The 19,700-nt window shown below is 69.3% G+C and carries 12 protein-coding genes; 9 read left to right on the plus strand and 3 right to left on the minus strand.

Going from position 1 to position 19,700, the window contains the following annotated elements; all coding sequences use genetic code 11:
• Window positions 1–37 precede the first annotated feature (37 nt).
• From ACWC2B_RS18415 to ACWC2B_RS18445, 7 genes are all read left to right on the plus strand, one after another.
• Window positions 38–346, plus strand: coding sequence for a transposase (locus tag ACWC2B_RS18415; protein WP_450717711.1), 309 nt, complete (start codon window positions 38–40; stop codon window positions 344–346).
• Between the two features lie 8 nt (window positions 347–354).
• Complete coding sequence (locus ACWC2B_RS18420) at window positions 355–789, plus strand: IS3 family transposase (protein WP_450717713.1); 435 nt, start codon at window positions 355–357, stop codon at window positions 787–789.
• Window positions 786–1,274: an IS3 family transposase gene (locus tag ACWC2B_RS18425; protein WP_450717715.1), complete on the plus strand. Its 489-nt coding sequence runs from the start codon at window positions 786–788 to the stop codon at window positions 1,272–1,274. The genes ACWC2B_RS18420 and ACWC2B_RS18425 overlap by 4 nt, the downstream gene beginning before the upstream one ends.
• A 297-nt stretch (window positions 1,275–1,571) precedes the next feature.
• Window positions 1,572–2,378, plus strand: coding sequence for an SGNH/GDSL hydrolase family protein (locus ACWC2B_RS18430; protein WP_450717717.1), 807 nt, complete (start codon window positions 1,572–1,574; stop codon window positions 2,376–2,378).
• 232 nt (window positions 2,379–2,610) lie between these two features.
• Entirely contained in the window at window positions 2,611–3,417 is an 807-nt protein-coding gene (locus tag ACWC2B_RS18435; protein ID WP_450717719.1) for a GNAT family N-acetyltransferase, read from the plus strand.
• A gap of 48 nt (window positions 3,418–3,465) precedes the next feature.
• Window positions 3,466–10,992 (plus strand): SDR family NAD(P)-dependent oxidoreductase, encoded by a 7,527-nt coding sequence (locus ACWC2B_RS18440; RefSeq protein WP_450717721.1) that lies wholly within the window; start codon window positions 3,466–3,468, stop codon window positions 10,990–10,992.
• Between the two features lie 272 nt (window positions 10,993–11,264).
• Window positions 11,265–13,679 carry an MMPL family transporter gene (locus ACWC2B_RS18445; protein WP_450717723.1) on the plus strand — a complete coding sequence of 805 codons (2,415 nt, stop codon included), beginning with the start codon at window positions 11,265–11,267 and terminating at the stop codon, window positions 13,677–13,679.
• 447 nt (window positions 13,680–14,126) lie between these two features.
• Here the strand turns inward: ACWC2B_RS18445 and ACWC2B_RS18450 are convergent, their stop codons facing one another.
• The 3 genes from ACWC2B_RS18450 to ACWC2B_RS18460 form a co-directional block, all read right to left on the minus strand.
• The gene (locus ACWC2B_RS18450; protein ID WP_450717725.1) at window positions 14,127–15,410 is read right to left on the minus strand and encodes an erythromycin esterase family protein; all 1,284 of its coding nucleotides are present in this window, start codon (window positions 15,408–15,410) and stop codon (window positions 14,127–14,129) included.
• Between the two features lie 55 nt (window positions 15,411–15,465).
• Window positions 15,466–16,074 (minus strand): CatB-related O-acetyltransferase, encoded by a 609-nt coding sequence (locus ACWC2B_RS18455; protein WP_450717953.1) that lies wholly within the window; start codon window positions 16,072–16,074, stop codon window positions 15,466–15,468.
• Between the two features lie 89 nt (window positions 16,075–16,163).
• The gene (locus tag ACWC2B_RS18460; RefSeq protein WP_450717727.1) at window positions 16,164–17,690 is read right to left on the minus strand and encodes an FAD-dependent monooxygenase; all 1,527 of its coding nucleotides are present in this window, start codon (window positions 17,688–17,690) and stop codon (window positions 16,164–16,166) included.
• A 131-nt stretch (window positions 17,691–17,821) separates the two neighbouring features.
• Between ACWC2B_RS18460 and ACWC2B_RS18465 the strand changes: the two genes are divergently transcribed.
• Window positions 17,822–18,412, plus strand: coding sequence for a TetR/AcrR family transcriptional regulator (locus ACWC2B_RS18465; RefSeq protein ID WP_450717729.1), 591 nt, complete (start codon window positions 17,822–17,824; stop codon window positions 18,410–18,412).
• A gap of 348 nt (window positions 18,413–18,760) precedes the next feature.
• Window positions 18,761–19,648 carry a LysR family transcriptional regulator gene (locus tag ACWC2B_RS18470; protein WP_450717731.1) on the plus strand — a complete coding sequence of 296 codons (888 nt, stop codon included), beginning with the start codon at window positions 18,761–18,763 and terminating at the stop codon, window positions 19,646–19,648.
• Window positions 19,649–19,700: the final 52 nt, after the last annotated feature.

The following is a 19,700-nucleotide window of genomic DNA, read 5'->3' on the forward strand; positions in this document are numbered from 1 at the left end:
AGCGTGGAGTCCGTGATTGCAGGGGGAGTTGAGGCTCATGGAATCCACGCAACGGGTGTATGACGCCGAGTTCCGTGGCGGTGCTGTACGCATCGTGATCGAGACGGGCAGGCCGATCCCGGAGGTCGCCGAGGAGCTCGGTGTCCGGTCCGGCACGCTGCACAGCTGGGTGTCGCGGTGGCGGCGTAACAGCTCGGCATCCTCCGACCGGCCCGCGCCGGCCGCGCCCGGCAACCCGGTCAAGGAGTCGGAGCGGGCCGAGCTGAAGCGGCTGCGGCGGGAGATGGGCGAGAAGAACAAGCGGATACGGGAGCTGGGGATGGAGCGCGATGTCTTCAAACACTGAATGGCCTTGTGGGTGAAGTAGCTGCGGCGGCCCCGGCCCAGGTGGCCGGGGTGATTAGCAACTGCAAGGCCCAGCAGGACATTCCGCACACCCTGACGTGCCGCGCCCTGGGCGTGAGCCAGTCATGGTTCTACAAGTGGCGCCACCAGCCCGTCACTGGCCGCGAGGTGCGGCGCGGGAAACTGGCCGACGCGATCAGGCAGATCTTCGACGCCTCGGGCGGCACGTATGGCTCGCCGAAGGTCCGGATCACGCTCGTGCGCCAGGGCTGGAGGGTGTCGGTGAACACCGTCGCCCGTCTCATGGCCGGACTCGACCTGACCGGACGGAAGATCCGCAGGCGCCGGGGGCCGACCAGACCGGGCAAGCGGCCCGTGTTCCCGGACTTCGTGCGCCGCGACTTCACCGCCGATGCCCCGGACCAGGTCTGGCCGGGGACATGACGGAGATCGTCACCGGCGAGGGCAAGCTGTATCTGGCCACCGTGATCCATCTTTTCTCGCGACGCCTGCTCGGCTATGCGATGGGCGAGCGCCACGACGCGGAGCTGGTCGTCGCCTCCCTGCATATGGCCGCGGCCACCCGCGGCGGCGGCGTCAGAGGCGTGATCTTCCACTCGGACCGCGGCAGCGAATATCACTCCCGGCGCTTCCGCCGGGCCTGCCGCCGGCTCGGCGTGACCCAGTCCATGAGCCGTGCCGGCTCATGTTTCGACAACGCCGTCAGCGAGGCGTTCAACAGCGTGCTCAAGGTCGAGTACCTCCATCGGCACCCCCTCGCCACCCGCACCGAAGCACGGCTGAAGACCGCCACCTGGACCACCGGTTTCTACAACACCCGTCGGCTACACAGCGTGTGCGGATACCGGAGCCGGACCGACTACGAACGAGACCATCAAGCCGGCCCCACCATGGAGCTGGCCGCTTGAAAGATCTCCACGGCGCGAAGGGATTGACAGATCTGAATGTGGGCAAGGTTGCTCAGCCGTTGTGGGGGGCGGCGCTCGCGGAAAGGGAGTTGGAGGTGAGCGGCAGCTGGCCCGGCGGGGAGCCACCTGTCTGTGCGGGTCGGCGCGCTCCCGGCGCATAGTCCATTGGGCGCGCCCGTAGGGTGTCCGGCACACTGCCTGGGGCTGCTGTGAGCCCTCGTGGGCTCCGTGTCCTGTCCGTGTCCTCGTCGTTGGCGAGGTATGACGAGAGCTATCAGGCTGCGCCACCGTCTTGCGGTGACGTTCGCAGGCCCGTTGTCCCTCCTGCTGGCGTGTGCGGCCGCCCCGGCCGCGCACGCCACCGGTGAATCGGCCAAGAAGACCAGCCCTGTCGGCGGCTATACGGCCCTGGGCGATTCGTTCGCCTCGGGTGTCGGTGCCGGTGACGCCGGTGGCGAGTGCCGTCGCAGCTCGCTCGCGCACACCGCGTTGTGGGCCGCCGGACACCACCCGGGGCGGTTCGACTTCGCGGCCTGCTCAGGGGCGAGCAGCACCGATGTCACCGCGACGCAGCTGTCCGGGATCAACGGCGGCACGACGCTGGTCAGCATCACCGTCGGCGGCAACGACGTCGGTTTCGCCGAGGTCATGAAGACGTGCACCCTGAACAGTGAGAGCGCCTGCCTGGAGAGCGTCGCCCGATCCGAGCACGTCATGGACCATGAACTGCCCGGAAAGCTCGACGCCGCCTACCGGGCCGTCAAGGCCAAGGCCGCACATGCCCGGGTGGTGGTGCTCGGCTACCCGCACCTGTTCACCCAAGACACCTGCCTGATGGGGCCGGTGAGCGGGCGGGAACAGTCCGCGCTCAACACCGCAGCCGACCACCTCAACAGCGTCACCCGGGGTCGCGCCCGCGCGCACGGGTACGTCTTCGCCGACGTCACGGCCGCCTTCACCGGCCACGAGATCTGCTCCGCGGACCCGTGGATCCATGCTCCGTCACTCCTCACCGCGGACGTGGCCTACCACCCCACCGCGGAAGGCCAGCGCGAGGGCTACCTCCCAGCCCTGGCCACGGCAGCCGGCCCCGGCCATGCCTGACGGCGACGGCAGGGGGGAGGAGGGAGTTCCGGCAGGGGGTGCATCCAGTGTCAGATCCTGCTCGCACACCACGGACGCCAACACGCGGGACGGGACGAGCAGGTGAATGGATCCCCCGAACGGTCCCTCTCCCGGAGTAAGACGACGGATCTCCCGTCGTATCGCGCTACTGCGTGTCACGGTGGACGCCGCCGTCGGCTGCCGGTGACATCCTCACCCCGGTGGTCCGCTCATGCGAGACGGGCTCGTGAAAGGGACGTTCACTGTGGCCTCGCCTGAACTTGCCGGAAGCCCCTCTTCGGCCGGGCAGAACTCGTGCTACACGCTGTCGTTGGCACGGCACGTGCAGGACGTGCGGGCTGCCCAGCGGCTCCGCCACCTGGTGTTCGTGGAGGAGTTGGGGGCTCGGTCCGGTACACCGCTTGACGGCCATGAGATGGACGGCCTCGACGAGCACTGCGACCACCTGCTCGTACGCGAGACGGGTACCGGAGCTGTCGTCGGCACCTGTCGGCTGTTGCTGCCCCGGAGTGCTGCAGCCGCTGGGCGTCTCGACGCCGAGGCGGACTTCGATCTGAGCGGGCAGGCGCGGCTCCACGGTGACCTGGTGGAGATCAGCAGGGCTTGCCTCCATCCGGCTCACCGCGGTGGTGTCCTCGTTCCGCTACTGACGCTCGGCGTCGCCCGATACGTCCTTGCGGCCGGCCATGCATGGGTCGGCGGAAAGTGCATGGTACCGCTCGGGGATGGCGGTGAACTGGCCTCCAGAGTATGGCAGTTGGTCGCTCCTGGGCATTTGTGCCCTGCGGAGTACCGGGTCAGCCCACGGACGCCCCTGCGCCGGAGTGACGTAACCGCGCCACCGGACCCTTGCCTGATTCCGCCTCTGGTGCGCGGTGCCCTCACGCTCGGCGCGTGGGTGTGCGGAGAACCCGGATACAACCCCAGGTTGGACGCGGCCGCCCTGTACCTCCTCATGCCGATGCACCGTGTCGACCCGGTGCTGTTGCAGGGCCTCCCCGACCTCTCCCCTTCGTGAAACCGACCTCCCCCCCAGGTCGATGACGCCGAGCCACAAGGAGCAGCCATGAAGTCGCACCGTCCTGACCTTGGTGTCCCCATCGCTGTAGTGGGTGCCTCCTGCCGGCTGCCGGGTGGGATCAGCACGCTGGACGGGCTGTGGTCGGCGCTCGTCGAGGGGCGGGATCTGGTCGGTGAAGTACCGCGGGACCGGTTCGACCCGGATCGCTGGCTCGACCCCGTTGCGTGGCGGCCGGGGAAGACGTACACCGTTGCCGGTGGGTTCCTGGACGACATCCATGGTTTCGACGCCGGGTATTTCGGGATGTCGCCGCGTGAGGCCGGGCGTCTGGATCCGCAGCAGCGGCTCTTCCTGGAAATGGCGGTGGAGGCGCTGGACGACGCCGGTATCGCCTCCGCGTCGCTCGCCGGGTCCGACACGGCGGTGTACGCGGGCGTCTCCAGCCCGTCCTTCGGGGTGATGCAAGGGCTGCAGGAGATGTCGACCGATCCTTACACGATGACGGGTGGCGCCCTGTCGAACGTCGCCAACCGGGTCTCGTACTTTCTTGACCTGCATGGGCCCAGCCTTGCGGTGGACACCGCATGTTCCTCCGCGCTGGTCGCCCTGCACCACGCCTGCGAGGCGGTGCGCACCGGGCGCTGTGGGATGGCGCTGGCGGGCGGGGTCCACGTCCTGCTGAGCCCTTTCGAGTTCCTGGGGTTCGCCAAGGCGTCAATGCTGTCCCCCACCGGGCGCTGCCGTACTTTCGCCGCGGCGGCGGACGGCTATGTACGGGCCGAGGGGGGCGGTCTCGCGGTCCTCAAACCGCTGTCCCGTGCGCTGGCGGACGGTGACCGTGTGCACGCGGTCATCCTCGGCAGTGCCGTCAACACCGACGGGCGCACACCGGGGCTGGCCCAGCCCAGCCCGGAAGCTCAGGCGGCGCTGTTGCGCGAGGTGTACGAGGCGGTGGGCGTCGAGGCCGACGATGTCGCGTATCTGGAGATGCACGGCACCGGTACGCCGACCGGAGATCCCACGGAGTGCCGTGCCGTCGGGCAGGCCCTCGGGGTGAGGCGGGCGCCGGGCCGGGTGCTCCCGGTGGGGTCGGTCAAGAGCCAACTGGGCCATCTGGAACCGGCGTCCGGCATGGCCGGGATGTTCAAGGCCATGCTGGTCCTGCGGCACCGGCGGGTGCCCGCGAACCTCCATGCCCTCCCGCTGAACCCGCAGATCGACTTCGACGGCCTGCAGATCGCCCCCGTCACCGAAACCCGCCCTCTGGAACAGTCACCGGGCGGGCGGCCCGTGGCCGGGGTGAACTCCTTCGGTTTTGGAGGCGCGAATGCTCATGTCGTCCTCGCCGCCGGGCCCGAACGCCAGCCGGCCGCATATCGCGATGTAACAGGTCCGCTGCCGGTCATGGTGTCAGCCCGTACCCCCGAGGCGGTTGTCACGGCGGCCGGTCGTATGGCCGAGCGCCTCGACACCTGCGCCGAGCAGGACTACTACGACCTGGCATACACCGCTTCCCGTCGGCGCGGCCACCACGAACACCGGGCAGCGGCGCTGGCGGACAACCCCGTCGAAGCCGCCGACATCCTTCGCCGGTTGGCCTCCGGGGAGCAGCATGTCGCGGGTGCTCTGACGGCCGCTGCCGAGCGAGGGCAGGTGGCGCTGGCGTTCTCCGGCAACGGCTCGCAGTGGGCCGGGATGGGGGCGGACCTGCTGGCGGCCGAGCCCGTCTTCCGGGAGGCGGTGGCCGATGCGGACGAGGCGCTGCGCCCACACCTGGGCTGGTCAGTGCTGGAGGAACTGGCCGCCGACGCCGGACGCCGACGGCCGGAGACCACCGATGTCGCCCAGCCGCTGCTGTTCGCCGTGCAGGTAGGGCTCGTCGCGATGCTCAAGGGCTTCGGGGTCCGGCCGGCCGGCGTCGTCGGGCACAGCTCCGGTGAGATGGCCGCCGCATGGGCGGCCGGTGTGCTCGAACTGGACGCGGCGGCACAGGTGGTCGTGGCACGCTCGCGAGCCCAGGCGTCGACGGCCGGGGAATGGGGCATGGCGGCGGTCGGCGCGGATGAGGATTCCGCCCGACTGCTGCTGGAGCCGTATGCCGGGCGGCTGGAGATCGCCGGGATCAATACCGCGCGGGACGTGACGGTCAGCGGTGACAAGGCCGCCCTGGCGGCACTGGGCCAGGACCTTCGGCAACAGGACGTCTTCTTCCAGGACCTGGGCCTGGAATATGCCTTCCACAGCCATGCCATGGACGGCCTGGAGGACGGCCTGCTGGCAGCACTGGCCGGCCTGAAGACCCACCGCGCGCACACCCCGTACGCGTCGGCCACCACGGGGACGGTGCTGGCCGGTCCCGAGATGGACGGGGCGTACTGGTGGCGCAATCTGCGCCACCCGGTGCAGTTCGCGTCGGCGGTTGGGCACCTGCGCGAACTGGGCTGCGACATCTTCCTTGAGGTCGGCCCGCATCCGGTGCTGAGCAGCTATCTGCGGCGCTCGGCACATGCCCAGGGGCTCTCCCGGGTCACCGTCGTGCCCACCGTCAGCCGGGACATTCCTGGCCCGGTGGCGGTGCGCACCGCGGTCAGTCATCTCGTGGCGGCGGGGGCCCGGGGCGTCACGGACGCCTTCTTTCCGCAGCCCGGCCGCGTGGTGGATCTGCCTGCCTACCCCTGGGAGCGCGAGTCCCACTGGAACGGCAGTCCGGCTGTCTGGGTGCGCCGCTGCGGTGACGGCAGCACCGACCACCCTCTGCTGGGTGAACGCGCGACCGTGGCAGAACCCACCTGGCACGGCGTCTTCGATCCCGCACGCGCTCCCTGGCTGGCCGGCCATAAGATCGCCGATGCGGTGCTCATGCCCGCAACAGGCTTCACGGAGATGATGCTGGCCGCCGGCCGACGGGCCTGGAGCACTGCCGTAGAGGTAACCGACCTCACCATCCCCCGAGCGCTCGTACTGCCCTTCGACGACAGTCGGCAGGTCCAGATCCAGACCACGCTGACAACGGACGACGGTCTGGCCCGGATCGCCAGCTGCGGTGAGGGTAGTGATGCCTGGCAGGAGCATGCCCGGGGACGGGCCCGCAGGCTGCTCGAACCCCGGCCCGAACGCATCGACGTCGACGCTCTCGCGGCCGGGCTGACCGAGCGCCGGACGCCGCAGGAGTTCTACCGCGGGATCGAGCGAGCGGGTGTCCGGTACGGCCCGGACTTCCTCGTGCTGAGCGACGATCTCCTCATCGGCGAGGGCCAGGCTCTGACCCGCTACACCACCGAGGCCGATCTGTCCGGCTACGAGGCACACCCCGCTCTGCTGGACGGAGCCGTCCAGACCGGCCTCGTCCTGATCGAAGACCTGGCCGTGCAGGGGATTCCGCATCTTCCCGCGTCCCTCGACCGGGTCCGCGCATGGCAACCGCTGCCTGCCACCGGCTATTTCCACGCCCGGATCCGGGCCCGGTCCACTCGTGAGTCGCTCCTGGACCTCACCGTCCTCGACGCCGACGGGCAGGTCTGCCTGCTCCTGGAAGGCGTCCGGCTGCGGCGGATCGACAAGCCTCCCACCGCCGGCGCACGCCACGTCACAGTGATGCGCGCGGCCTGCCGCCCCGGCCACGATGCAGGACCCAGCCCGCTTCCCGGCCCCCATGAGGTCGCGCGCGCATGCGGCCCCGGCGTGAACGAGCTGCGCGCGTCCTTGCGCCGCGGCGACCGCGCCCATGCGTTTGACGTGGCACGAGAACTTGCAGCGCACTTCGGTATGGCGGCCGTCGCGAGCGTACTGCCCGACGCGGGAGCCAACGGTTTCACGGTGGCCGAACTGACCGACACGGGCGTATCGGACCGATACGTGAAGCTGCTCGGTCTGCTGCTGGAGACCGCGCAATCTCACGGGCTCGTCACGTTCAACGGCCACGAGTGGCGGATCGTGCGCTCTGCCGTCCCGCAGGAGCGCTTCCGTGAACTCACCGACCGGTATCCGAGCCTGGCCGTCGAACTCACCTTGCTCGGCTCCTGCGGAGCACAGCTGCCCGAGGTGCTGCGAGGCCGCGCCCCTGAGGACGTCCTGCTCACCGAGACCAATCGGCCCCTGCTGGAGGAGATGTACACCGGGGGCGGCATGTCCTGGTTCAGCGCACGAGCAGCCCGCACAGCCCTGGAGACCCTGGTCGGCGCCTGGCCCGCCGACCGGCCCCTGCGCATCCTGGAGGTCGGCGCGGGAAGCGGCGGCACCACCGGGCTCCTGCTGCCCGTACTGCCGCCCGAGCGAACCCACTACGTGTACACCGACATCTCCGAAAGCCACTTCCCCCGGGCCCAACGGCGCTTTCGCGCCCATGACTTCGTCACCTACCGGACGCTGGACCTCGACCAGGACCCCGTGCCGCAGGGACTGCCCGAGGCATCCTTCGACATCGTGGTCGCCGGCCACGCGCTGCACACGGCACAGGACGTGCAGCGCGCGCTCGACCACATCGGCCGACTCCTCGCGGACGGCGGCCACCTCCTCGCCACGGAGAACCACGACCCGGCCGCCTCCGCACTCCTCTTCGGTATCCTCCCCGGCTTCTGGCAGCAGCACGACACCGGCTTGAGGCCCAACGGCCCACTCTTGTCCGCCGGCACGTGGACACAGGTCCTGGCACGGGCCGGCTACGACGATCCGGTCGTGCTGGGCCAGAACGAACACGACGCCTCCGTCCTCCTTGCCCGGCGACCGCACCGCACCGCACCCGCCTGCGCCCCGGTTCCGGCCGCGCCCACCGAGAAGACGCGCACCTGGCTCGTCGCCGCGGACCCGCAGCACACCCCGCTTGCCGACGCACTCGTCCGACAGCTCCGCGCGAAGGACGGCCCGGACGCGTGCCGTGCCGCCCTGAGCACCGAACCCGCCGACTGGCAGACCCTGCTCGACGAACGACCCGGGGACACCGGAGTCGTCCTGCTGCTCGGCCAGGACACCGGCGCCTGCCCGGACCTGGACATGGACCGCACGGTGCGCCGCCTTGCGACGCTCAGAGCCCTGGTCACGTCCGCCTCCCGGCGCAACGATGTCGACCTGTGGCTGGTCACACCCCCCACCGGGGTGCTGCCGGCCCCCGAACGCCCCCTGGCCCCCGAGACCGCGACGGTGTGGGGCGTGGGACGCTGCCTTGCCGCCGAACACCCTCAACTGTCCGTCCGCCGCATCTCCCTGGAAACCGGCGACCGGCCCGAGACGGACGCCGCCCGGCTGGCCGCGGAACTCGCCGACCCCACCGCCGAGGACGAAATCCTCCTCACCCTCTCCGGCCGCTTCGTGCCCCGGATCCACGCCCGGCCCGCGCAAGCGACCGCCCAACCTGCCCCGGAGGGAACCCCCTTCGCGCTGCGGATGCGCGCCCCCGGGCGCGCCTACCAGCTGGCCTGGGTACCCGCCGACGTTCCCTGTCCCGGGCCGGACGACGTGCTCATCTCCGTGCGCGCCGCAGCGCTGAACTACCGCGACGTCCTGCAGTCCCTCGGCGTGATCCCGCTCAGCGCGCCGAAGGACGGAGCGTCCGGCAAGGACGGAGCCCTCGGCCTGGAGTGCGCCGGGGTGGTCACCGCGGTCGGCTCCGGCGTCACCGGGTTCGCTGTGGGAGACCGGGTCTTCGGCTTCGGCTGCGACACCCTGCGCTCCCATGCCACCATCCAGGCATCCTTGGTCGGCCACGTCCCCGACGGCATGGATTTCTGCCGGGCCGCCACGCTGCCCGCCGTGTATCTCACCGTCCATCACAGCCTGCACCGTCTCGCCCGGCTCGCGCCCGGCGAGACGGTCCTGGTTCATGGGGCGGCCGGCGGAGTGGGCCTGGCCGCGCTCCACTACGCGGCACACGCAGGCGCCGAGGTCATCGCCACCGCCGGCACCCCCGCCAAGCGCGACCTGCTACGGCTGCTCGGCGTCCGGCACGTCCTGGACTCCCGCTCTCTGGACTTCGCCCACCAGGTGAAGGACCTCACCGGCGGCCAAGGGGTCGACGTCGTCCTCAACTCCCTCGCAGGCGAAGCCATCAGCCGAGGGCTGGAGACGCTCAGGAGCGGCGGCCGCTTCATCGAGCTCGGCAAACGCGACCTCTACGGCAACAGCCGACTGCTGCTACGTCCCTTTCTCAAGAACCTCACCCTGTCAGCAGTGGGCGACATCAACGAACTGCTCACCCACCACCCGGAAATCGCACGTGTCGAGGGCCCAGAAATCACCAAGCGGGTACGCGACGGCGTCTACCGGCCCATCCTGCACCACGTCTACCCCGCCGACCGGATCACCGACGCCTTCGAGGCCCTGCAGCACTCACGCCACATCGGCAAAGTCGTCATCTCCCTGGACCCGCCGCCGCACCTGGAGAACGAGCCGACACCAGTCACCCTGGATCCTCAGGGGACCTACCTCGTCACCGGGGGACTCACCGGCTTCGGCGCCGCCACCGCCCAGTGGCTCACCAGTCAAGGAGCACGTCACCTCGCGCTGACCGGCAGGCGCGGTGCGAACACGCCCGAAGCACCCGCGCTCCTCAACGCGCTGCGCCGGCAAGGCGTGCAGGTCACCACCCATGCCGCGGACGCCTCCGACGTCACGGCCATGCGTGCCGTCCTGGACGCCGTCGACACCCCCGAACACCCACTGCAAGGCGTCGTCCACGCGGCCGCGGTGTTCGACGACGCGCCCTTGACGGAGCTCACCGACGAACGTCTCCGGCAGGTACTCGCCCCCAAGGCGGCAGGCGCCGCCGTCCTGGACGAACTGACCCGCGACCGTGACCTCGCACTGTTCCTGCTGCACTCCTCGGTCACCGGACTGATCGGCAATCTCCACCAGAGCAACTACGTAGCGGCCAACGTGTTCCTGGAGGCCCTGGCCCGCGCCCGCCGACATGCGGGACGGCAGGCGCTGGCCGTCGGCTGGGGAGCCGTCGCCGATGTCGGCCACGTCGCACGCAACGACATGGGCGCATACCTGCGGAGCATCGGCCTGCCCCCGGTCCCCCCGGCCGAACTCCTGCAACCGCTCGGCTCCCTCCTTGCCTGCGGCAGCGACGTGACCGTTCTGGCCGAAGTCGACTGGAAGCAGGCGCAGCGTCTGAGCCCGGCCGCCTCCGCCGCCCGCTTCTCCACCGTCCTGCCCGCCGACCAAGCCATCCACCAAACCGATGACAGCCTGCTCCGGCAACTGGCCACAGCGACACCCGAGGACGCCCTCGCCCTGCTCACCGAAGCCCTCACCGGCGTCCTCGCCAGCATCCTGCAGACGACCGCGGACCGGCTGCCTGCCCACCGGGCCCTGGCTCAACTCGGTCTGGACTCCCTCATGGGCATGGAGCTCAAGAGCGCCATCCAGCACAGACTCGGCTGCGACCTCCCCATGCTGGAAATCGTCAACAGCGCCTCGATCAGCGACCTCTCTCGACGCTGCCTCCACCGGCTGAACCACCGCCCGACAAGCCCCTCGGAAACACCTTCACAGGAGCCGGAACCCGTCGGCCTCAATGGCCCGGCAGTCCCACCACAACCGGAACCAGCAAGCAAAGAAGAAGAACGAGAATGAACCGCACCGTCGAAGCCGTGAAGGAACCATCGAAAAGCATTGGCGGCCCCACACCCACCGCGTTTGGCAGCCAGGCGCGCTACCGACCCTCGCTTCCCCACCGCTACCTGTCCGTCCGGGTCTCTCGTTCGTCTTGACGCCGCCGGTCTAGCCCGCCTTGCTGAAGACCGTCGGGCCCAGCAGACGGCCCGACGGAAACTTGTTGCCCCGGCTCCCCGGGGCGGACAGCCTCCAGCCTGCACTGATCGTTCCAGACAGGAGTCGGCTTGCCCATGGACCGCCCTACCCGGTACGGGTGCTCCACCCGCCCTGGTCTGTCCGCACTGCTGGAACGGGTCGCATGCTTCAGTGTGCGCAGACGGCGGGCGATCCTCGTTGCCGCCGCACTGATTGTGATCGTCAGTGTTCCGTCCGCACTGGGGTTGTCCTCCCGCCTGGTCAACGGCGGATGGATTTCCCAAGACTCCGCCTCAGCACGTGCGCGAACGCTCCTGGACACGACATTCCATGCGGACCCGGCGGACGTCCTGCTCCTGGCCCACGCGAACACGACGGTGGACAGTGCCCCGGCCCGTCAAGCGGGAACGGCACTGACCGACCGTCTGCTCCAACAGCCGGGTGTCACCAGTCTTGAGTCGTACTGGACCAGCCTCCGTGCGCCCAAGCCGACGGCGACTGCCAGCAGATCGAACGCTGCGCAGCCCGCCACGGCCGACACATCCCGGCTCCGCTCGGCGGACGGCCGCACTGCCCTGGTCGCTGTGCGCCTAGAAGGCGATACCCATCAACGACGCACCACCACTGACCGCATCCTGAGCTACGCGAACGGCCGACACGGCCCTCTGCTCGTGCAGGCTTCCGGCGCGGCCATCGTCTCCCACGCGCTGAGCGAGCAGAGCGAAAGAGACCTGGTCCGGACCGAGATGCTCGCACTTCCCGCCACCTTGCTGCTGCTGGTGCTCATCTTCGGCAGCGTCCCGGCCGCCTGCCTGCCCCTGGCCGTCGGCCTGGTGGCCACATCCGGCAGCGCGGCTCTGCTGCGTGCCCTGACCACGGTGACCGAGGTGTCCACCTTCGCACTCAATGTCACCACGGCGGTGGGGCTCGCACTTTCGGCCGACTACAGCCTGTACCTCGTCACCCGGTACCGCGAGGACATCATTGCGGGGTACACCCACGACGAGGCGCTCAACCGCTGCGTCCGCACGGCAGGACGCATCGTTGTCGTCTCCGCCGCTGCCGTGGCACTTCCACTCCTGGGACTGCTGTTCTTCCCCCTGTATTTCCTGCGCTCACTCGCCTACGCGAGCATCAGCGTGGCCATCCTGGCAGCCGCGGCGTCTTTGCTGATCGTCCCCGCTGGACTGGCCTGCTTCGGCCATCGCATCGCCCATGGCGACGTGCTCGCCCGATGGCGACGTCGCACCAGCTCGAAGGGCGGAGCCTGGCAGCGCCTGGCACTGGCCGTCATGCGCCGCCCCGTCTCGGTCACCGTGGCCTCCGTCGGACTTCTGGCGGTTCTCGTACTGCCCTTCCACCACGCCGCTTTCGGCTTCAGCGACGAACGAGGACTGCCCCCCAACGCCCCCGTGGCACAAGCCGCGCGCGCCCTGCGCACCGCCTTCCCCCGGCCAGGCACCCAGATCGACGTGGTCCTCCCAGGCCGACGCCGCGCCGCCGAATCGAATACCCCAGGCGGCGCCACCGCTCTGGACGCCTATGCCCGGAGCCTGTCGCAGCTGCCAGGCGTGCAAGCAGTGCGCACAGTCACCGGCAACTACGCCAACGGCGCACCGGCCAGTCCCGTTTGCCACCCACACGCGAACCCCGTCGCGGCCCCGCCGTCCGGATGTCCCCTGTTCCAGCGCTACCGCAGCCAGTCCGGCGTGTGGCTGTCCATCACGACCCCGAGCGACACCTACGCGCCCTCCACGGTCGACCTGGTGCGCCGCATCCGCGCCCTGCCCGCCCCAGTACACCCGCTGGTCGGCGGGCCGACAGCCGAATTCCTCGACACCCAGACCATCATCTCGCACCGCTTGCCGGCCGCCCTCCTTCTGGCCACCACAGCGACCTTCCTGCTGCTCCTCGCCTACACCCGCAGCCTGTTCCTTCCGTTGAAAGCGCTCTGTCTCAACCTGCTCAGCCTCACCGCCACCTTCGGCGCCATGGTCCTCATTTTCCAGGACGGGCACTTGCGCTGGCTCGTCGGCGACTTCGTCCCCACGGGCACGATCGACGTGATGATGCCCATCGTGGTCTTCTGCCTGGCATTCGGCCTGTCCATGGACTACGAGATCCTGCTCCTGTCCCGCATCATGGAAGCCCGCACCCGTACCCATGACACCGAGCAGGCCACCGCCGCGGGCCTGCAAGCCGCAGCACCGCTCTTCACTGCCTCCGCTGCCCTGGTCGTCACCGTTCTGCTGGCCCTGGCCACCGCAGAGGTCGCCTCCGTGAAACTCATCGCTGTCTGCACGACCCTGTCTGTCCTGCTGGACACCGTCCTCATCCGGCCGCTGCTTGTGCCCGCAGTCATGAAGCTCGCCGGATCCGCCAACTGGTGGCTTCCCCACCCCTTGCACCGTTTCCTGCCGCCTCGCCACATGGCTGCAACAGCCCCAGGGCACTTCGCCACGTCGCCCCCGACAGCGCCTTCATCTCCACGCTGGCTGGATGACCAGTGACAGCGGTGAATACGCGACTCCGTCACACCGCACACGCCCGAGACGCGTCGATGCTGTTGGAGGAGGTGTCGGCACCGGTCACGCCGACCTTCGTCCGCAGTGAACCGCGCCGCCCGCGAGCTGTTCACCGCCTGGTCCCTGGGTCGGCTCGATGACAGCGACGCCGTGGTAGTGGTCGACGAGACCGGGGATGCGAAGTCCTCTGCCGATGCTGTCGGTACCGCCGCCAATACTCCGGTGCCCCCCGGCGGGGTGGTTCTGTGCCAGGTCGCCGTGCACCTGCCCCTGGCCACCTCCCAGGGGCATGCCCCGAGTTGGCCCAGAGGATCATCCGGTGCTCGCCGGACAGCAGACCTCATCTGTGTGCGTCACTGGCGTGCCGGAGATACCTTCTGGTACTTCGCACCATTTGATTGCGCGCCTCCGCGCACGAGGGCGTCTCACCGGTCAGATGTGGATGTCATCGGCGACGGTCGAGGTCGGGGTGTTGAGGATGCTGTCGAAGGCGTCGAGGACCGGGGTGTGTATGTAGGTGCTCTGTATCCGGATGCGGTCAGGGCCGGTGCTGCCGGGGGCCTCGTGGCGTGCCTGGCGGAGATCGGCGATGCCCAGCCCGAGGCCGGCATCGGTGAAGGCGGCCTCGATGCTGCCGGGCTCGGGCGGCTGCAGGGCGGTGCTGGCGATGGTGAAGCCAAAAGGTGTTTTCTCGTCGCGGGGCATCTCTGCTGTGTGTCCCGTGGTGCTGGTCAGGCCGAGTGCGAAGTATTCGTCTCCGAGCGCTCTGTGCAGGTGCTGTCCCATGGGGAGTCCGGTGAGGTGGCCGTTGAAGGAGACGGGTGTTTTCTGAATGTGGGCGTTGTGAGCCGCCAGCACGACGCGGGTCCCGGGTTCGAAGCGCGCCAGGTGCCACAGGACCGACTCGGCCATGTAAACGTCGCGGGCCGAGGTGTCGGCGGTCAGCCCCTTTCCCGCGAAGAGGTCGGCCATGGCGCGGAAGGTGTAGTCGCCGTGGCAGGCGCCTTCGAGGCGGCGCACGGCGATGTCGTAACTCTGTTGGTCGCCGCGGGAGATGTACAGGGGTGCGAGGGAGCGGAACCGGGTGAGCAGGCGCGTCAGGATCGCGGTGAGGGAGTCTTGTTCGGCGGTGGCCAGGCGTGCCCACGCGGGCGCGGCGACGGCCCCGGAGCCACCGGCGAACGATTGGGCGATCCGCATCGCCGTCTCCAGCGCCGGGAGGGTTTCGGGATCGATGTCGCGCAGGTAGTCGGCGACCGGGGTCAGGGCAGGGAGCAGGGATCCACCCGCGGCCGGGATGTCGATGCCCGCGAAGCGTACTGGTGTTGAGGATGTGCGGTTGCGCCGGCGTATCCAGCGCAGCGGTTCGGCGATTCCCACGGGGATGGTGTTGGCGAGATGGGCCGACAGGTCGTCGTCCGTTCCCTCGCCCTGAGCCCAGGCGTCGAGGGGGAAGCCTTCGCTGTAGCCGTATTCGAAGGCCAGGACGGTGAAGCCGCAGCGTTCGACGAGGAACCGCAGGATGCGCTCGCGCATGATGGCGAACTCTTTGATGAAGTGGGAACTTTCACCGATCGCGACGACGCGGGCGTCGCCGATGATGCCGCGCAGCGGTTCCAGGTCGTCGAGGGGAGCATCACGGTCGAGGTGGGTGAGGGGGACGGCGTGGGTGTGAAGCCAGTTGGCGAACGGGTTGTGGTGGGGCGAAGCAAGCATGCTGACGGCTCGATTTCGAAGTGCTGGAACTGTGGAGTGCTGGTACACGGGTGGATTACTGGGGCGGGGGTGCCGCGTTCTCCAGGTCGTCGATGCTGCCGGACATGATCGTGCGGAGGTGTTCGGTGAGGTGCTGGAGCGGCCAGTCCCACCAGGCCAGGGCCAGGAGGCGGTCGATGTCGGCGTCGCTGTAGCGGCGGCGGATGAGGCGGGCGGGGTTGCCGCCGACGATGCCGTAGTCGGGGACGTCGTCGACGACTACGGAGCCGGAAGCGATGATCGCTCCGTGGCCGATGCGGACGCCGGGCATCACCATGGAGCGGTAGCCGAACCAGACGTCATGGCCCACCACGGTGTCGCCACGGCCGGTCAGGCCGGTGATGAGGTCGAAGTGCTCGGCCCAGGACCCGCCCATGATCGGGAAGGGGAACGTCGAAGGGCCGTCCATGCGGTGGTTGGCGCCGTTCATGATGAACCGCACGCCCTCGCCCAGCGCGCAGAACTTCCCGATGACCAGCTTCTCCGGCCCGTAGTGGTACAGCACGTTGCGGGTCTCGAACGCGGTCGGGTCATCGGGATCGTCGTAGTAGGAGAACTCCCCGGCCTCGATCAGCGGCGAGGTGATCAGCGGTTTGAGCAGCACCACCCGCGGCTGCTCCGGCATCGGATGCACCACGGTCGGGTCGGCGGGAACAGGCTGACTCACGAATTGCTTCCTTTCTGACGTCGCGTCTGCGATCGGTCTTGTCGTTCTCACGGGGTGCCGAACCAGCCGGAGAGCGCTTCTCGCAGCGCGGGGGCGGCGCCCTGTACCGGTTCGTCGACGGCCGCGGCCCAGGCGATGTGGGCGTCCGGGCGGATCAGGAGGGCGTCGGCCGGGCGGTCGTTGGTTTTGGCGGTGTGGACTTCGACGCGTTGCTGCCAGCCCTGAGCGACTTCCCGGAGGTCTGGACGGTCGGCGAGGTCGAGGAGGATGGGCCGTGCGGTGTGCATGAGTTGGGCGACGGTGATGGTGCCCTGGTCGGTGTGCAGGGTGAGGTCGGGCGCGAAGGTGCCGGTCAACGCGTGGTGGTGGGAGCCGGGCATCGGGTAGCGGATGTCGGTGCCGGCGACGAGCGCTCCCATGCGGCGCAACGGCTGCTCGTCGACGAGCAGTTCCTGGAAGACCTCCCGGAGCGCTTCGGCGGCCGAGTCGTGCCCGCGCCGTAGTGCCACCTGCGCCCGGGTGTGCAGCATGGTGCGGGCGCCGGCCAGGTGGCGTTCGTGGTGGTAGGTGTCCAGCAGGCCGGCCGGTGCCCAGCCGTGGATGTCGGCGGCCAGCTTCCATGCCAGGTTGACCGCGTCGAGCATGCCGGCGTTGAGGGCAACGCCGGTGGCGGGGAACAGATGTGCCGCGTCGCCGGCGAGCAGGACGCGCCCGGCGCGGTAGCGCTCGGCGTGGCGCGCCTTGAAGGTGAACCGCGACAGCCGGAGGGGCTCACCCAAAGGCAGATCGGCACCGAGCACGCGGCGGATACTGTCCTGGAGTTCGGCGACGGTCATGGGGGTGTCGTCGTCGTATTCGGTGGTCTCGTCCTCGATCGTGTAGAGGGAGACGACCTCGGAAGCAGGCGATGCGCCGACTCCGAACAGTCCTCGATCGGTCCGGGTGAAACCCGCGCTGATCGTTCCGAAGCCGGGGACATCCAGACCGCCGCTGCCGAGCACGCTCACCGAATCCGGCAAGGTGACCTGCGCCAGCCGGTTGACCTCCGGGTAGGTGGTGCCGGGGAACGGAATGCCGGCCCAGTCACGGACCCTGCTGCGCGCGCCGTCGCACCCGACCAGGTAGCGGGCGGTGATCCGGTACGGGCCGTCCGGGCCGCGCACGTCCACGGTCACCGCGGCATCGTCCTGGCTCACCCCGGTCACCTCGTGTCCGCGGCGGATGTCGACACCGAGTTCACCGGAGCGTTCATCGAGCAGCCGCTCAAGCCGCTGTTGCGGCAGCGGCAGGGCGTGCATCGGCGGATCTGCCAGCCGCGTGAAGTCCAGATGCACACCGCCGAACGGGAACCGCGGAGCCGGGACGGGGTCGGCGCAGGCTGCTTCGAAACGCTCCAACAGGCCCCGGAAGTCCAGCAGTTGAAGGATCTGGCCGCCGAGACCACCGGCCTTCGGGGTATCCCGGCGCTGCGGCTGCCGCTCCAGCACCAGCGGTCGCACACCGGCCAGGCACAGTTCCGCGGCCAGCATCAGGCCGGTCGGGCCGGCACCCACAACGATCACATCAGCGTCCATCACTGGCTACTTCTCCCCCAGTTCTTCGGTGGCTTACCTACGGCACGGCACGGACCGTGCCGCTGCCAGAGTTTGATCAACAGAGCCACACCCTGTCAATACGGCACGTGTCGTGCCGCTAGGGTGGCGGCATGAGCGAACGCAGCGCCAGGCGCACCGACGATCGAGCCGAGGCGATCATGAGGGCCTCGCTCGACCTGGCCCTGGAGGTCGGCTACGCCAAGCTCAGCATCGAGGCGGTCGCGGCCAGGGCGGGCGTCGGCAAACACACCGTCTACCGCCGCTGGTCCTCCCGGGGCCTGCTCTTCCTCGACGCGGTCCTCAACCTGAGCACCGACGGGCTGAGCCACCCCAACACCGGCGACGTCGTGGCCGACCTGCGCGAGACGATGACCAAGGCTGTCGACCTGCTGGGGCGGCCCCCGTGGGGCCCGTTGTACCAGGCCCTCATCGGCGAAGCTCAGCACGATCCCGAAGTCGCCGCCGCGCTCAACCAGCGTTTCATCGAGCCACAGACCGCCGACACCCTGGCTCGCCTCAAAGCGGCCAAGGACCAAGGGGAACTCGCGCCCGACTTCGACCTCGACCTGGCGTTCGACATCTTGTCCGGCCCCCTGTACTACAGACTCCTCGTCACGCAGAAGCCGATCACGCACGACTACATCGACCGTGTCCTGCAAGCGGTCTTCGCCGGGATGAGCCCCAGGCCGCACGCGCGATAGAGGCGCTCGCCCGCCGGCGAGGAGCCGAACTCGCCCCTCAACGGGGAGCTTCGCCGCGTCCGCCGTCAGCTCCGGGAGGAAGAGCCGGGTGACGTCGCAGTCACACTCCTCCACGGATCCTGGGCCCCCGTCGCGTCGCCGGAGCGTCCCGGGCGGCGGCCGCACGGCTTCCTCCACGGTGTAGGGACACAGCCGCACGCTTTCGACACTGAGACGACGTCCCTGCTTCTTCTCCTCGCTCTCCTTGGCCAAGGGCATGTGATCAGCTTCCTGGGCGGAGCGCGGGGCGGCAACGAGGAGTCCGGCAACGCAGCGTTAAGCGATAGGTTTACGTTCGAGGGAGGGCTGATGGAGCTCAGGGACATCGAGATCTTCTTGGCACTCGCCAGGGAACTGCACTTTGGGCGGACGGCCGAGCGGCTGCACATCACCACGGCCCGGGTCAGCCAGTCGATCCGCAAGGCCGAGCGCCGCGTCGGCGGACCGTTGTTCGAGCGGAACAGCCGCAGCGTACGGCTCACCGTGCTGGGCGAGCAGCTTCAGCAGGACCTGTCAGCCGGCTACCGGCAGATCTCGGACGGTATCGCGAAGGCACGTGCCGCCGGGGGCGCCGTGTCAGGGACGCTGACCCTGGGAACCATGGGACCAATGGCACGCACCATCAAACCCGTCCTCGACCTCTTCGAATCCACCCACCCGAACGTGAGCCTGCGCCACCGGGAAGTCCAACCACCCGCACCGCTGGACCTGTTGCGCTCGGGCGACGCCGACGTGGCACTGGTGTACCTCCCCGTCAGCGAGCCAGACCTGACCGTCGGCCCCGTCGTACACGTCACCGACGTCCTCCTGATGGTGTCAACCAGCCATCCCTATGCCGAACGCGAGTCGATCTGCCAGGAGGACCTCGGCGACCACTGCGCGTTCCTGCCCGGACGGCTCCCCGCTTCCATGGAAGCCGCGGTCCAACCGTTCCACACCCCTTCTGGCCGCCCGATCGCCCGCAGCCCACGGCTGCCCTCCACCTGGCACGAGGTGCTCGGCCTCGTCACCGCCGGACACGGGGTTCTGGGCGCGACACGCGATGCCGCCCTCTACTACTCCTGGCCCGGTCTCACCTTCGTCCCCGTTCGAGACATGCCACCGGTACGTTGGGCGCTGGTGTGGCGAACGGCCGACGAGAGCCCACTCATCCGTGCCCTCGGTCACGCGGCCCGCGAGGTCTCATCGGAGTACTGAGACGCCTTTGAGCACCGCCCGCGTTCCGCTACCAGCGGGTCTCCCCTTCGCG

The organism is Streptomyces sp. NPDC001415, from assembly GCF_053597395.1.